This is a genomic window from Natrarchaeobius oligotrophus (assembly GCF_003841465.1).
Lineage (GTDB): Archaea > Halobacteriota > Halobacteria > Halobacteriales > Natrialbaceae > Natrarchaeobius > Natrarchaeobius oligotrophus.
This window is the reverse complement of the sequence record NZ_REFZ01000002.1, coordinates 257575-272729: the sequence shown is the minus strand read 5'-3', so window position 1 is coordinate 272729 and position 15155 is coordinate 257575. Positions and strand designations below refer to the sequence as shown.

The following is a 15155-nucleotide window of genomic DNA, read 5'->3' as shown; positions in this document are numbered from 1 at the left end:
CTCGTACCGAATCCGCCGCCGACCGGTGCAGCACCACCCGATACGACGACACACGAGACGATGACGACATCCAACCCCACCGACGACCGACGGACCGACGAACCGACGACCGACGACCGAGACCCGCTGTTCGCACGGATTCCCCGACGGGACTTCGTCAAGGCGGGTGCGGCCGTCGGCGCGATGAGTTCGCTCGCCGGCTGTACCGGATTGCTCGACACCGACGAGACGCCGTCGGGAGCCGACGTGGACGGCTCCGTTCCGCCCGGCGAGCACGACGACTACTACGCGTTCCTCTCCGGGGGTCACTCCGGCGACGTTCGCGTCTACGGCGTTCCCTCGATGCGCCAACTCATGCGCATTCCGGTGTTCAACATCGAGAGCGCACGCGGGTACGGCTTCGACGACGAAACCAGAGCGATGCTCGAGGAGTCGGGCGGCTACACGTGGGGTGACGTCCACCACCCTCGCCCGAGCCAGACGGACAACACCTACGACGGCGAGTGGCTGTTCGTCAACGACAAGGCCAACGGTCGGATGGCCCGCATCGATCTGGAGTACTTCGAGACCGACGCGATCGTCGACCTGCCGAACCAGCAGGGAACCCACGGCGCGTGCGCGCTGATGCCCGACACGAGGCTCGTCTTCGGCGTCGGGGAGTTTCGCGTCCCGATGCCGAACGACGGGCGCGACCTCGACGATCCCGGCGCGTACGGCTCCGTGTTGTCCGCGATCGACCCGGACCCGTTCAACCACCAATGGGACGTGAAAGTCGACTGCAATCTGGACAACGGCGACTCCGGAAAGGACGGCACGTGGTTCTTCACGACCAGCTACAACACGGAGGAGGGAGTGACCGAATCCGAGATGACGTCCGCGGACACGGACTACGTGGTCGCGTTCAACGTGCCCGCGATCGAAGACGCCGTCGAGGCCGGCGAGTACGAGGAGGTAAACGGCGTGCCGGTCGTCGACGGCACCGAGGACAGCCCGCTCAACCGGAACAGCGAACCGCTGGTTCGATACGTCGACGTGCCGACGAACCCCCACGGCGTCAGCGTCACGCCTGACGGACGGTACGCCATCGCTTCGGGCAAGCTCGATCCCACCTGTACGATCATCGAGATCGACCGGCTCGACGAGGTCGACGACCCGAACGACGCGGTCGTCGGCCGCGTCAACGTCGGCAACGGACCCTTGCACACCGCCTACGACGACCGTGGCCACGCCTACACGACGCTGTTCGTCGACTCGCAGGTCGTCAAGTGGGACATCGAGGCCGCCGTCGAGGCGGAGATGGGCTCGGAGGATCCGGTCATCGAGAAACACGACGTCCACTACAGTCCAGGCCACCTGATCGCCGCGGAGTCGTACACCGGCGATCCGCAGGGCGACTGGCTGATCGTCCTCAACAAGCTCTCGAAGGATCGGTTCCTCCCGGTCGGACCGGTGTTCCCCGAGAACGACCAGCTGTTCTACATCGGCGACGACGAGGCCGGAATGCAACTGGTCAAGGATACGCCGGCGTACCCCGAACCGCACGACGCCTCGATCGTCCGCGCCGACAGGCTCGAACCCGCTTCGGTGTACGATCCCGACGACCTCGAGCTGGAGTTCATCTCGGCGAGCGACGAGGACAACTTCGTCGAGCGCGACGGTGATCGGGTCCACGTCGAGATGTACAACACGCGCAACCACTTCGGGTTCTCCGACATCGCCGTTTCCGAGGGCGACGAGGTGACGATCAGGACGACGAACATCGAACAGGAGGAGGACATCCTCCACTCGCTCGCGATTCCGCAGTACGACGTCAACGTGAAGACGGCCCCACAGGAGACCCGGGAAGTGACGTTCACCGCCGACAAGCCCGGCGTCTACTGGATCTACTGTGCGTACTTCTGTAGCGCGCTCCACCTCGAGATGCGCTCGCGACTGCTCGTCGAACCGGCCGACTGACCACACACCCCCATCCGCCACCCATGTCACCCATCCCTCGCCCGTCCGAACTCCGTCGGCTCCTCCCGCTGGCAGCGGCGGCGCTGTTGCTCGTCGCGATCGCGCTCCCGATGTGGCGGATCACGCTGGAGGCACCCCAGTATCCGGACGGAATGCTCGTCGAGCTGTACGCCTACCCACGACTCGAGGGCGACGTCGGCGAAACTCAGTCGCTCAACCGGTACGTCGGCTTCTACTATCCGGATCCGGTGTACCTCGATCCGAACTACGAGGTTCACCCGAACGCGATCGAGGTTCCCGAGTGGTCGTTCGGCCCGCTCGCGTTCGTGGCCGCGGCCACGACGGGCGTCTTCGTCGCGTTCGCACCGACGGTCCGAAAGCTCAAACTCGGCCTCGCGTGCCAGCTCGTCGGGACGATCGCCGTCTTCGTCGGGATGTTCGCGCTCATCCAGTACCGGCTCCACCAGGCCGGCCACGCGCTCGATCCGGACGCGCCGATGCGCGGTATCGATCCGTTCACGCCGCCGCTGCTCGGCAGTTACGAGATCGCGAACATCAGCGGCTTCGCCTGGCTCGGACCCGGCGGCTACCTCACCGTGACGGCGCTCGCCCTCGTCGTCCTCGCGTTCCTGTTGCGGGACTCGAACGCGACGATCGACGACGTCCCCGTGCTGGCCGACCGCGGGCTCGAGCGACTTCGCCGGCGGCTGCCGATCGTCGGCGACGGGGAGCGCGAGACCGTCCCGCGAACCGGTTCGGAGGTGAGCAGCGATGAGTGATCGAGAATCGTGGTTCGTCGCCGCCGCGGCGGTCGTCCTCGTCGTCTCGCTGATCGCGGCGGCCGTTGCGGCGGCGGACGGCACCGACGACCGCGACGCGACGGTCGACGGCTGGACGCCCGAGATCGGCGACGTCCACGACGCTGACCCGCCGGAAGGCGTCGGCGTCGCCACCGTTGACGACCGGGAGTTCGACTCCGTCCAGGCGGCCGCTGACGCCGCCGAGCCCGGCGAGACGATCCTCCTCGAGGGCAGCTTCGAGGAACGCGTCACGATCGAGACGGCCGACGTCGCGCTGCGAGCGAGCGACGGCGGCGCGGCGATCGACGGCGGCGGCGAGGGGACCGTCGTCCGCGTGGCCGCGGAGAACGTCACGCTCGACGGCGTCTGGGTGCGCGAGTCGGGCCACGAGCGCTCGAACGAGGATGCCGGCGTTCTCGTCGAGGGGTCGGGATCGACGCTTTCGGACGTCCGCATCACCGAGACGACCTACGGCGTCTGGATCGGCGAGGCGGAGGACGTGACCGTCTCGAACGCGACTATCGTCGGCCGCGCGGACGTTCCCGAATCCGAACGGGGCAACGGCGTCCACCTCGACAGGGCCGACGGCGCCGACCTCCGGGACAACCGGATCACGACCGTCCGGGACGGCATCTACTTCTCGTGGTCCGAGCGAGTCGTCGCGTCGGGCAACGCGATGTGGGAGCTGCGGTACGGCGTCCACTACATGTACTCCGACGACAACCGCCTCGAGGAGAACGTCGCGTTCGACAACGACGTCGGCTTCGCGCTGATGGTCTCGTCGAATCTGACCGTCGTCGACAACGTCGCGGTGAACAACGACGGTCCGAGCGGACAGGGGATCCTCGTCAAGGAGGTCGACCGCAGCGAGATCCGCGACAACGCCGTCGTCGCCAACCGCAACGGCTTCTACGTCTACAACGCCCACGGCAACGAGATCGTCGACAACCTCGTGCTCGAGAACGCGGTGGGAATCCAGTTCACGGCGGGAAGCTCCGACGAGCGCGTCGTCGGCAACAGCTTCGTTGCGAACGGCCAGTCGGCGTACGCGCCGACGAACGAACAGATCCACTGGAACGACTCCGAGCGGGGCAACTACTGGTCGGACGCGAGATCGCTCGACCTCGATGGCGACGGCACGAGCGAGGTGCGCCACCGACCGGCCGGAACCGTCGAACGGCTGGTTCACGATCGGCCGCAGGCCGCGGTCTTCGCCGAGAGCCCCGCCTTCGACGCGGTTCGCGCCGCCGAGAGTTCGTTCCCGGTGCTCGAGTCGCCCGGCGTGGTCGACCACCGACCGCTCGCCGAACCGCCCCACGACGAATGGAGGGACTACTATGCAGATCACGATCACTGACGTCCGCAAACGCTACGGCGACGTCGTCGCCCTCGACGGACCGTCCTTCGAGATCCCGTCGGGGTCGACGTACGGCGTCCTCGGAACGAACGGCGCGGGAAAGACCACCCTCTTCGAGTTGCTGGTCGGTCACGACCGACCCGACGAGGGGCGAATCGAAGTCGGCGGACTCGACGTCGCGGCGGCGGGCCACCGCGTCCGCGAACGCGTCGCCTTCCTGCCGGAGCACGCCGGGTTTCCCCCCGCGATGACCGGGCGGGAAGTGCTCGACGTTCACGCGCGCATCCGCGGACTGTCCGCCCGGTGCGAGCGCATCGAGGACGCCCTCGAGACCGTTGGCCTTTCCGAGGCGGCGGATCGCGCCGTCGCGGGCTACTCGAACGGGATGGGACGACGGCTCGGACTCGCGTCGGCGCTGCTCGCCGACCCGCCGGTGCTGGTCCTCGACGAACCGACGGCGGGGCTCGACCCTCGCGGCGTCGCGACGTTCCACGAGATCGTCGAACGGATCGACCGCGAGACCGACGCGACCGTCGTCCTCTCCTCGCACGCGCTCGAGGAGGTCGAACGGCTCTGCGACGAGGTCGCGATCCTCGACGACGGCCGGTTGTGCGCGGTCGGTTCGATCGACGACCTCTGGACCGCAGCCGGTGACGACGTGACGGTCGAGATCCGTCCGGCCGACCCGGCCGGGAGGCCGGATCGGCCACGCGAACGGCTCCTCGAGACGGTTCAGCGGTACGGCGACGTAATCGAGACGGACGACGCAATCGAGGTCGTCTGCGACCGGGACGAGGCCATCGCGCTCTGTTCGGCCCTGGACCCCGATCTGCTCGAGCGGTTCGAGGTCCGAGAGCCGGGACTCGAGGCGGCGTTCCGCGCTGCGCTCGGCACCGACGAACGCGACGGGACGAACGTTGATCCGACGGAGGTGAGCGCGTGATGGTCGACGACGAACGACCGGGAGCGGACGGCGACTGCCGTCGGACGACGGCGGACGGCGGCTTCGCGACGGCAGCGGCGGCCGAGGTCGGACGCACGGACGACGCCGGCGTCTGGTACAGACAGCTGCTGGTCGTCGCGGAGACCGAGTATCGCCTCGCGATCCGGAGCCGCTGGGCCGTTGCGATGACCGCGATCTTCGCCGCCTTCGCGCTCGGTCTGACGACGTTCAGCGGCTCGAGCGCGAGCCCGGTCGGTTACGAGCGAATCGTCGCCAGCCTCGCGGTGCTGGCGGTCTACCTCGTGCCGCTGGTCGCGCTCGCGTTCGGCTACGACGCGATCGTCGGCCGCGAGGAGAGCGGCTGGCTGCAGACGCTGTTTGCGCTGCCGATCGACCGGGCGTGGCTCGTCGTCGGCGCGGCGCTCGGACGGGCGATCGCGTTCGCGAGCGCGACGATCCTCGGGTTCGGAATCGCCGGCGGCTTCCTGCTGGCTGAACACGGCGTCGGCGGGTTCGACGTCTACGCGGCGTTCTTGCTCTCGACCGTGGCGCTCGGGCTCGTCTTTCTCGGCCTCGGCATCCTCGCGTCGACGCTCGCCGCCGAGAAAACCCACGCACTCGGACTCTCGCTGCTCGCCTGGGCCTGGTTCGTGCTCGTCCACGACCTGCTCGGGCTCGGAATCGTCGCGGCGTTCGACCTCCCCGACGCCGCCGTGTCGGCGACGATCCTCGCGAATCCCACGGGGATCTTCCGGGCGCTCGTACTCGGCACGCTCGGTGCCGCCGGAGACGCCGGCTTCGCGACGGTGCTCGCCGACGCGGGGCTTTCGACCCCGGTCCTCGTCGGCGCGCTGCTCGCCTGGATCGCGGTCCCGATCGCGCTCGCGGCGCTCATCATCCGGAGGCGGCGGCTATGATCCGATCGATCGACGGAACGGACGCCGGTCGGGACGGTCGCCGCGTCGATTCGAACGACTGCGATTCCGGACGCGCCGACAGCGAGGATGGCGGACGCGAGTGCTGGTCGCGTCGCCGACTTCTGGCGTCGGGGGGTAGCGTCGTCGCCGTGGCGATGGCCGGTTGCACCGACGGCGACGACGCCGTCGATCCGGAGACTCTCGAACCGATCTCGCTCTCCGGCGGGCTGACCTGCGACGTCTGCGGCATGGTGATCGAAGAGCACCACGGCCCGGCGGGCCAGCTCTTCTACGCCGACGACGAACCCGACGGACGGGACGGCCCGGCGCGCTTCGACAGCCTCGTCGAACTCGTTACATATCGGGACGAGCGCGACCGACAGGGATGGACGCTCCAGCGCGCGTTCGCTACCGATTACTCGGCGGTCGAGTACGAGCTCGAGCGACGAGACGGGACGACGTTCGTCTCGAGTCACGTCGAGGCCGACGCGTTCGCCGACGCGACGGACCTGTCGTACGTCGTCGAAACCGACGTTCACGGGGCTATGGGTGCGGACTACGTACCGTTTTCCGATCCGGCGGATGCGGAGGAGTTCGCCGCCGAACACGGCGGCGACGTCCGCTCGTGGACGGACCTCTCGTAGGCGGTTGCCGCGTCTCCCGTCCGCACAGTCTCCGCCAGCCGTCCTCGTGAGCGCACAGACGTTCGTGGCCGCGTTCGTGTCGAACCCGGTGGCGTAGATAGATAAATAAATTGAGTGTATTGGAATAGTATATTAAATCACATCTGTGTCTGGTAGATTAATAGTGAACGATTCGATCTCCCTGAATACCGTCTCTTTCGGTTTAATTCCTCCGTAAGCGGGTTTTCGGCTTCACTGGCTCACCAACGGCGTCGTATCGTCCTCTTCCCGACGTCTTCGAGCGTAACACGAACACGAGCCCTGAAAACGTGCTGATCACCCGGAGTTCGACATCTGTTCTGGAATTAACGAGATCATCGCCGAATACATAATCAAAATAATATAAATTTAGTATGATGTAGATGAGTTTGGTATTTTGGAATGCGAAGACGGCGTATCCGGATCGGACGCGTTCGCGTCGGGAGACGATTTCTCGTCCGTGAGGGCTGTCGCCTCTTCCCCGTCGATCGCTCTCGTCCGCGAGCGCCCAGAACCGCTTGCACCTCGGCCGCCTGCCTCCATCGAACCCGGAGGCGGTTCGCGCTTGCGAAACTGTTAATCGGCGTCGGCACACAGTTGATACCAATGACCACTACCTCGAGAGAGCGAATCGAATCGAACCGGTTCGACGCGCGTCGGACGGGAACCGAACCGAGAGCCGGCGATCCGAACGTCAGCCTCGAGAACCATGGAATCGTCTGAACCAGCTTGGAGCGTCTCCGAGACGGACGTGATGCGCGCGGTCGCCGAGATCGTCCGCGACGGTCGGGAGGCCGTGCTGGCCACCGTCGTCGACGTCGAGGGCAACGCCTACCGCAGGCCCGGCGCGAAGATGCTCGTCACGCCGGACGGCTCGGGCGTCGGAAGCATCACTGCTGGCTGTCTCGAGGACGAGGTGGTCGAACTCGCCCGTCGGGTCCTCGAGGACGGCGAGTCCCGGATCGAGACCTACGACCTGATGGAGGACGACGACGTGTGGGGACTCGGCGTCGGCTGTAACGGCATCATCGACGTCCTGCTGGAGCCGCTCGACGACGGATTTCGCCCCGTCGTAGACGCCTTCGAGGACGGCGACGACGTCGCGTCGCTCACCGTCCTCGAGAGCGACCACGACGACGTGTCGCGCTTCGACCGGGGCTACTACGACCCGACCGACGGCGTCGTCTCGACGGACGACGGATTCGAGTGGCTCGAGAAGTCGGACGTCGACGTCGTCGACGAACTCGTCGAGCGCGGCCGGGGCGGAACGATCCCCGTGAGCGCGGACGATCGATCGATCGAGCTGTTCGTCGACGGCATCGCCGCTCCGCCGGAGCTGGTCGTCCTCGGGACGGGCCACGACGTCGCGCCGATCGTCGAACTCGCCGCGAAAAACGACTTTCGCGTCCGCGTCATCGGTTTCCGCGGGGCTGACGCGGTGGCCGATCGGTTCCCGGACGCCGCAGCCGTCAGCTCGACGTCGCCGTCAACCCTTCGCGAGGCCCACGACTTCGACGAAAACACCTACGTCGTCGTGATGACGCACAACTTCCTCGACGACCGCCTCGCGATCGACGAACTGCTGCGGACGCCCGTGCCGTACGTCGGCTTGATGGGGCCGCGCGAGCGCTTCGAGGAGATGCTCGAGGAGTTCGCGGACGAGGACAGGTCGTTCGACGACGGCGAGCTGGATCGGCGGGTGTACACGCCCGTCGGACTCGACCTCGGCGGCGGCTCGCCGTACCAGATCGCCCACAGCATCGTCGCGGAGTTGCTGGCCGTTCACAACGACCGGACTCCCCGCCACCTATCCGAGCGCGAGGGACCGATCCACCGGCGAATCTCGTCGATTACCGACGACTGAGCGTCGGCTGCAGCCGTCCCTCGGTTTCGTTTCGTCGGCGTTTCCACCGGCACGAGAGCTGCGTGCATTCGGTGTCTGTCGGCGTTGGAGAGTCTTCGAGCAGTTCGCGCCGCCCCGTCCGTTCGGAACACCGCATGATTCAACTGGGTGTCACGCGAATGCGCCGTCATGGACCACGGACACGACGACATGCGATGGCGGAGCGAGGCGACGAAGCTCGTGTTGGAACGGCGATCGATCGTCCTCGAGAACCACGGGACGGAGTCGGTCTCTCTCGACGAGATCGGCGGCCGAACGCTCGCGGAACCGATCGTCGCAGAACGCGACGTTCCGGCACACGATCGCGCGACGATGGACGGCTACGCCTTCGACGCGACCGACGACTATCCCCTGGCGCTCGTCGACGAGGAGGTGTTTCCGGAGGACGAACCGCCCTCCATCGAGGCCGGCGAGGCGGTAGCGATCGCGACCGGGGCTCCCCTCCCGCCGGAGGCGAACGCGGTGCTCAAGCGGGAGGAGTCGTCGGTCGAGGACGGCTTGCTTCGGGGAACGGAACTCGAGCCGGGTACGTACACTTACGAGCGCGGGAGCAACCTCTCGGCGGGGGAGACGCTGTTCGAACGGGGCGAGCGGCTGTCGTCCAAGGACGCGATACTGCTCGGCGACCTCGGACGCGAAACCGTCCCCGTCCACGAGCGGTTCTCGACGGGGCTGCTCGCGACCGGCACCGAAATCCACGAAGGTCGGATCGCCGACCTCGATTCGGACATGCTCGCCGGACTGATTCGTTCGTGGGGCCACGAGGCGACCTACGAGGGAAGCGTCCCCGACGACTACGACCGGGTCGAGTCCGCCATCGACCGCCTCGCGAGCGAGTACGATGTCGTGCTGACCACCGGCGGGACGAGCGTCGGACACAAGGATCACGTCGTCCGCGCCCTCGACTCGCTCGGCGAGGTCTCGTTCCACCGCGTTCGCATCCGTCCCGGAAAGCCCATCGCGATGGCGACCATGCCCGATCACGACGCGGTCGCGTTCGCGATCCCGGGCAAACCGATCGGCGCGCACACGATCTCGACGTTCGTGATGCGTCCCTTCTTCACGGGCGAAACCGCACTCTCGACGGTTGAGGCGACGATGACCCACGACATCGAACTCGGACCCGAGGGGTTCGAGTACGTGATCCCCGTCCTGCTCGAGGAGGACGATGGCGGCTACGCGGCGACCGGACTCGGCCACGCCGACTCGCCGCTTTCCGTCTACGACCGCCAGTTCGATCCGAGCGTCCTCTCTTCGAGCACGCGAGCGAGCAGCGCCGACGGCGTCGTCGTCACGCGATCTGCGCTCGAGGAGGGAACGGCCGTGTCGGTCGTTCCGTATCCCGTCCTCGAGTGACGACTTCGGTCGGCCGCCGCGGCGTTCCTGTGCGTCGATCAGCCCCCGTGATCCTCGAGGTCGGTCGAATCGTACGAGAGCGTGCGATCCGCTCGGCCGTCGCCGTCGCCATCGACGGATTCACTCCCTGAACCGTCGCCCGTCTCGCCGTCGTTTTCGGTCGATTCGCCGTCCGACTCGAGCGTACTCCCACCGTCGTTTCGGTCCGTTTCGCTTTCGTTCCAGTTCTCTTCGTAGCCGGTCGTCGCTCTCGTCTCGCCGCTCCGGCCGTCGCCCGATCGGTCGGCCGACACGCCCGCTCCGCCGGCGCTCTCTCGATCGGAGTCGGCGGTTACCTCGGGCGCGTCCGCGTCGTCGTCGCCCCCGTTCGCGACGTCCGCGCGAATCTCGAACGCGTCGAGCGAACTCCGGAGGTCGTCGGCCGACTCGGCGAGCGACCGGACGCCGGCGGAGACGTCCGCGATGGTCGCGGCCTGCTCCTCGGCTGCGGCGGCGACGGTCCCGGTTTCGTCCCTCGTCGCCTCGCTGCGCTCGGTCGCCTCGTCGACCATCGCGACCACGCGCTCCGTGGCGCGAGCCTGCTCGTCCGTCGCGTCGTTGATCGACTGGACCCGCTCGTTCGTCCGCTCGACGTGTTCGGTGATCGTCTCGATCGCGTCGATTCCGTCGTCGACGGCGTCGGTTCCGCGGTCGACGCGCTCGCGCAGCCGTTCGATCTCCGCGACGGTCTCGTCGACCATCCCTCGAACGCCCCGGATCAACTCGTCGACGCGCTGTGTGGCCTCGCCGGTCTCTTCGGCGAGCGACTTGACCTCGCTCGCGACGACGGCGAAGCCGTCACCCTCCTCGCCGGCGCTCGCGGCCTCGATCGAGGCGTTCAGTGCGAGGAGATTCGTCTGATCCGCGATCTCGTCGATGAGGTCGACGATCTCGACGATCTCGTCCATCTCGTCGTCGAGGTGCTCCACCTGGTCGCCGATCGCGTCGGCGCGTCGTTCCAGCCGATCCATCTCGGTTCGAATCTCGCCGGCCGCGGTTCCGGCGAGTTCCGCTTCGTCGGCGGTGTTCGCGGACACCGACGCGACGTCGTCGGCCGTCGAGGCGATCTCTTCCACCGTCGCCGACAGGTCGTTCATCCGATCGTAGACCTCCCGGAACCGCTCGTTCTGGTCGGCGGTCGTCGTCGCGATCTCCTCGGCCGAGCGGCTCACCTCGTCGCTCGCCGCTTCGATCTCCTCGATCCGGTTCGTGACGTCACCACTCACGCCGTCGACGTCCTCGGCCAGCGCGTGCACCGTCGCCATCGTTCGCTCGAGGTCCTCGAGCATCTGGTTGAACGCGCGGGCGATCTCCGCGAGCGCCTCGTTGTCGATCCCCTCGTCGAGGCGCTGGGTGAGGTCGCCGGCGGCGGCCCGGGCCATCCTCTCACCGAACTCGCCGGCTCTCCGCTCGAGCCGGTCCGCGAGTTCTTCGGCCTCCTCACGGGCGGCGGCGGCCTCCTCTCGCGCCGTCTCGGCCTCCGCCGTCGAGGCCTCGAGGTCGGCGATCGACGTCTCGAGATCGTCGCGCATGGTTTCGAGCGAGTCGCCGAGCCGTCCGGGGACCTCTTCTTCGAGGATCGGGTCGTCGAACTCCTGGGCGGCGATCGCGTCGGCCTGGTCGGCCGCCGTCTCGAGGTACCGGCGAATGCCGTCGAAGGAGTCCCGAACCTGTCCGACCTCGTCGAGGCGGTCGTGTTCTTCGAGTTCGATCTCGGTGGTCCCGTTCGAGAGGGCCGTCGCGCCGTCGGCGAGTTCGTCCATCGCTCCCGCGGTCGTTCGCCCGATCGTCGCGCCGATCAGAACGAATCCGGCGAGCGAGACGGCGATCAACCCGGCCAGCGACGTCGCGACGCCGTCGACCAGCGCGTAGGCGCTCGACTGGGGTGCGTGGGTGAGGAGTACCCAGTCCGTTCCGGTGACCGCCGCGTAGCCGACCACCTCGTCGCTGTCGTCGTACTCGAGGACGCCCTCGTCGTCCGCGACCGCGTTCGCGATCGCGGTGCTTTCCGCCCCGTCGCGGTACGTCGAGAGGATCGCCTCCGCGTCGTCGGCGAACACGACCTGGCCGTCCGACGCGTCCACGATCTTCGTCGAACTTCCGTCGATCGAGTCGCCGAACAGGTGGCCGATGTCGGTGACGTCGGCCTCGATCATCACCGCGGTTTCGGCGTCGCTGTCGTCGATCGGCGCGATGAACGCGACGACCAGGTCGCCGTCTCGCTCGTAGGTGTCGGTGTACGTGACGTCGAAGTCCCAGTCGTCGATCTCTCCGTACGATAGCTCGGTCACGTCGGTCGCCGTCCGCTCGTGTACGGAGAGATCGTACGCGGAGACGTCGGTTCCCGTCGCGCCGCTGTCGGTGCTCACGCGGATCTCGTTCGACTCGAGGTCGACGTAGTGGATCGCGTCCGTCTCGGGCGGCAACACGCCCCGTTGATTCATGAGGGCGATCCTGATCGCCGACTCGGACCCCTCCGTCATGACGTCCGAGTTGGCGAGCAGCTCGGCCGATCGTTCGTACTCCGTCAACCAGACGGCGAGTTGGTCGCCGTCCGAGGCCGTGTTCGTCTCGACGTTGTGCTGAACGTCGGACGTGATCTCGTCGGTGATGTCGCCGTAGAAAAACAGCGCCGTCGCCGCGGTGACGACGAGCACCAGCAGTATCACGAGTCCGAACTTCGACAGGTAGCTCTCCCTGATTCGGTTCGGAACGACTCGTTTGGCGGCTGCTCCGACGGATTCCCGAATCGAGGTCGCGACTCCGCTAGGCATTTGTTGAACAACTCACCTAAACTCGTAAACGTGTTGTGGCCGATTCGACACTCGGCGTGACGGACGATCCGACCCGAACGCCCCGATACCCTCGCTCGAACTGTTGCGTTCGGAAGCTTCGTCCAGAACGGTACCGTCCGTGCGCAAGCGGTCGTCGTCCCTGGATCCGATACCGCGAGCGACCGCACCCGTCGTCACCCGTTCGATCGGTCTCACGCAACGATCGCGTCCGGCCGCGTCGTGAGAGTCGGCTTACTCGGCGGTGATCTCGAGGTTGTCGCCCACCTGAACGAGGTACTCGAGTTCGTGGCCTTCGTCCCGGACGTTCTCGACCGCGCCTTCGTTTCGATCGACGACGACGAGGAGTCGTTCGACGACCCCGCCGACTTCCTCGACTAGTTCGGCCGTGTCCAGCACCGTCCCGCCGGTCACCGTCACGTCCTCGAGGATGGCCACGCGATCGCCCTTGTCGATCGTTCCTTCGATCCGGGCCTGCGTTCCGAAGTGTTTCTCCCCCTTTCGGATGAACGCCGCCGGAACGTCGAGCTCGAGCGAGACCGCGGTGACGAGTGGAACTGCACCGAGCTCGGGCCCGGTGATCACGTCGATCTCCGACTCGTCGATCCGATCCGCGATCTCGCGGGTGATCGCTCGCATTACGTCGGGATTCGCCTCGAACGAGTACTTGTCGACGTAGTAATCGGACAGCCGACCGTTGGAGAGTTTGAACTTTCCTCGTTTGATCGCCCCGCTGTCTTCGATCAGCGTCGCAATATCGGACATCGCTCGGGTTTCGGTTGCCGGGAGTAAATCAATTGTGTTTTTTCGGATACACTTTTACGACCGGTCGTCGAACCGTCGGTTCGGGATCGTGATGAGTGCATTCCGGGTCCACTGGCCGCCCCAACGGGGAAACGCATAAGTATGTGTAATGATAATACTGCATCTCCGCAAACGCGCAGTGGCGCGGATCTCCCGCGTCGGCTGCGAGGACAGCCTACCGCGGCCGCACACTCGTATCCACGTACACGAAATATATGCTCACGGATCGCATCGATACTGATCGCATCGAACGACGGCTCGAGGACCTCTGGGAGATCGGCCGGACGGACGGCGGCGGCGTCACCCGCCTCGCGTACACCCAAGAGGAGGAGAGGGCCATCGAATACGTCGTCGACGAGCTCGACGACGACGTCACCGTCCGTACCGACTCGATCGGCAACGTGTTCGCCACTCGCGAGCCCGACGCGGAGCAGTCGTTTTTCGTCGGCAGCCACCTCGATTCGGTCTACAACGGGGGGAAGCTCGACGGCACGCTCGGCGTACTGACCGCGCTCGAGGCCATCGAAACCGTCGAACAGGTGGACGAGACCCCGCCCGCGCCGCCGACGCTCGCGATCTTTCGGTGCGAGGAGTCGTCACGGTTCGGCCAGCACACGGTCGGCAGCCGCGGTGCGCTCGGACTGCTGACCGTCGAGGAGTTTTCGGCGGTCGACGAACAGAACGTTCCGCTGTGGCAGGCGATTCAGCAGGCCGGCTTCCAGCCCGAAAACCTCTCCGAGCCGACGATCGACCTCGACCGCGTCGGGGCGTTCCTCGAGCTCCACATCGAGCAAGGCCGAGTGCTCGACGAGACCGACAACGACCTCGGTCTGGTCTCGTCGATCCGCGCGCCCGTGCGCTATCACGTGACCGTCGAGGGCGACGAGGACCACTCCGGCGCGACGCCGATGACGATGCGCCGCGACGCCGTGACCGCCGCCAGCGAGATGATCCTCTCCGTCGAGCGCATCGGCCGCGAGGCTCACGACGACGGCGACGTGGTCGCGACCGTCGGCGACGTCACCGCCCACGACGGCGCGATCAACAAGGTCTGTGGCTCCGTCTCGTTTCCGATCGACGTCCGGAGCAACGACGTCGACTTTCGCGATCGAGTCGAGGAAGACGTCCTCGCCGACCTCGAGGACGTCGCCACGCGCCGCGACGTGAGCCTCGAGACGGAGCTGCTGGACCGGTCCGATCCGGTCGAACTCGACGGACGAATGATCGAGTCGCTCGACGGGATCGCCGAGTCGATGGACGCGAGCCACCGCGTCATGGCCAGCGGCGGCGGCCACGACGCGATGAACTTCCAGCACGTCGGCGTTCCGACGGGGATGGTGTTCGTCCCGAGCATCGACGGCATCAGCCACAACCCCAAAGAGGAGACGACCACGGACGCCATCGCCGCCGGGACGGAACTCCTGGCCAGGGCGATCCTCGAGGGACCACCGTCGGCGTAACGGTCCGTCGGTGACACTCGATGCGTCCGGTTCGGTGTGATCGATTCCCATTTTGGTACGGTATCCGCGGTTTCCATCGATTCGACGGCACCGTCTGGAGCGCCGTCCGTATCGCATCGGTCGCCGTCGTATCTCGGTCACCGTCGTATCTCGGTCACCGTCGTAT

The 15155-nt window shown here is 66.7% G+C and carries 11 protein-coding genes; 9 read left to right on the top strand and 2 right to left on the bottom strand.

All coding sequences use genetic code 11. The features are described from left to right. The first annotated feature begins 60 nt into the window (after nt 1-60). The 8 genes from nosZ (at nt 61) to EA472_RS03990 (ending at nt 9894) form a co-directional block, all read left to right on the top strand. Complete coding sequence (gene nosZ, locus EA472_RS04025) at nt 61-1956, top strand: TAT-dependent nitrous-oxide reductase (RefSeq protein WP_124190222.1); 1896 nt, start codon at nt 61-63, stop codon at nt 1954-1956. A gap of 23 nt (nt 1957-1979) precedes the next feature. Continuing rightward, nucleotides 1980-2735, top strand: a complete 756-nt coding sequence (locus EA472_RS04020) for a hypothetical protein (protein WP_243637775.1) — start codon at nt 1980-1982, stop codon at nt 2733-2735. Continuing rightward, a complete protein-coding gene (gene nosD, locus EA472_RS04015) occupies nt 2728-4113 on the top strand; it encodes a nitrous oxide reductase family maturation protein NosD (RefSeq protein ID WP_124190221.1) in 1386 nt (461 codons plus the stop codon). The genes EA472_RS04020 and nosD overlap by 8 nt, the downstream gene beginning before the upstream one ends. Continuing rightward, nucleotides 4094-5056 (top strand): ABC transporter ATP-binding protein, encoded by a 963-nt coding sequence (locus tag EA472_RS04010; RefSeq protein WP_124190220.1) that lies wholly within the window; start codon nt 4094-4096, stop codon nt 5054-5056. The genes nosD and EA472_RS04010 overlap by 20 nt, the downstream gene beginning before the upstream one ends. Further along, nucleotides 5056-5973: an ABC transporter permease gene (locus tag EA472_RS04005; RefSeq protein ID WP_124190219.1), complete on the top strand. Its 918-nt coding sequence runs from the start codon at nt 5056-5058 to the stop codon at nt 5971-5973. Before EA472_RS04010 ends, EA472_RS04005 begins: the two co-directional genes overlap by 1 nt. After that, nucleotides 5970-6617, top strand: coding sequence for a nitrous oxide reductase accessory protein NosL (locus tag EA472_RS04000; RefSeq protein WP_124190218.1), 648 nt, complete (start codon nt 5970-5972; stop codon nt 6615-6617). The genes EA472_RS04005 and EA472_RS04000 overlap by 4 nt, the downstream gene beginning before the upstream one ends. Before the next feature lie 727 nt (nt 6618-7344). After that, on the top strand, nt 7345-8499 hold the full coding sequence (locus EA472_RS03995; protein WP_124190217.1) for an XdhC family protein: 1155 nt from the start codon (nt 7345-7347) through the stop codon (nt 8497-8499). A gap of 168 nt (nt 8500-8667) precedes the next feature. Beyond that, on the top strand, nt 8668-9894 hold the full coding sequence (locus tag EA472_RS03990; RefSeq protein ID WP_124190216.1) for a molybdopterin molybdotransferase MoeA: 1227 nt from the start codon (nt 8668-8670) through the stop codon (nt 9892-9894). A gap of 38 nt (nt 9895-9932) precedes the next feature. Here EA472_RS03990 and EA472_RS03985 read toward each other — a convergent pair whose 3' ends face one another. Both EA472_RS03985 and pyrE read right to left on the bottom strand, forming a co-directional pair. Next, nucleotides 9933-12707, bottom strand: a complete 2775-nt coding sequence (locus EA472_RS03985) for a methyl-accepting chemotaxis protein (RefSeq protein WP_124190215.1) — start codon at nt 12705-12707, stop codon at nt 9933-9935. Nucleotides 12708-12959: 252 nt separating this feature from the next. Then, entirely contained in the window at nt 12960-13490 is a 531-nt protein-coding gene (gene pyrE, locus EA472_RS03980; RefSeq protein WP_124190214.1) for an orotate phosphoribosyltransferase, read from the bottom strand. 254 nt (nt 13491-13744) lie between these two features. Here pyrE and EA472_RS03975 point away from each other — a divergent pair, with 254 nt between their 5' ends. Next, entirely contained in the window at nt 13745-14989 is a 1245-nt protein-coding gene (locus tag EA472_RS03975) for a Zn-dependent hydrolase (RefSeq protein WP_124190213.1), read from the top strand. Nucleotides 14990-15155: the final 166 nt, after the last annotated feature.

What these genes read in the sequence shown, in the direction of transcription:
- EA472_RS04020 (WP_243637775.1), top strand. Translation starts at nt 1,980, where the DNA reads ATGTCACCCATCCCTCGCCCGTCCGAACTCCGTCGGCTCCTCCCGCTG.
- nosZ (WP_124190222.1), top strand. Translation starts at nt 61, where the DNA reads ATGACGACATCCAACCCCACCGACGACCGACGGACCGACGAACCGACG.
- nosD (WP_124190221.1), top strand. Translation starts at nt 2,728, where the DNA reads ATGAGTGATCGAGAATCGTGGTTCGTCGCCGCCGCGGCGGTCGTCCTC.
- EA472_RS03975 (WP_124190213.1), top strand. Translation starts at nt 13,745, where the DNA reads ATGCTCACGGATCGCATCGATACTGATCGCATCGAACGACGGCTCGAG.
- EA472_RS04005 (WP_124190219.1), top strand. Translation starts at nt 5,056, where the DNA reads ATGGTCGACGACGAACGACCGGGAGCGGACGGCGACTGCCGTCGGACG.
- EA472_RS04000 (WP_124190218.1), top strand. Translation starts at nt 5,970, where the DNA reads ATGATCCGATCGATCGACGGAACGGACGCCGGTCGGGACGGTCGCCGC.
- EA472_RS04010 (WP_124190220.1), top strand. Translation starts at nt 4,094, where the DNA reads ATGCAGATCACGATCACTGACGTCCGCAAACGCTACGGCGACGTCGTC.
- EA472_RS03985 (WP_124190215.1), bottom strand. Translation starts at nt 12,707, where the DNA reads ATGCCTAGCGGAGTCGCGACCTCGATTCGGGAATCCGTCGGAGCAGCC.
- pyrE (WP_124190214.1), bottom strand. Translation starts at nt 13,490, where the DNA reads ATGTCCGATATTGCGACGCTGATCGAAGACAGCGGGGCGATCAAACGA.
- EA472_RS03995 (WP_124190217.1), top strand. Translation starts at nt 7,345, where the DNA reads ATGGAATCGTCTGAACCAGCTTGGAGCGTCTCCGAGACGGACGTGATG.
- EA472_RS03990 (WP_124190216.1), top strand. Translation starts at nt 8,668, where the DNA reads ATGGACCACGGACACGACGACATGCGATGGCGGAGCGAGGCGACGAAG.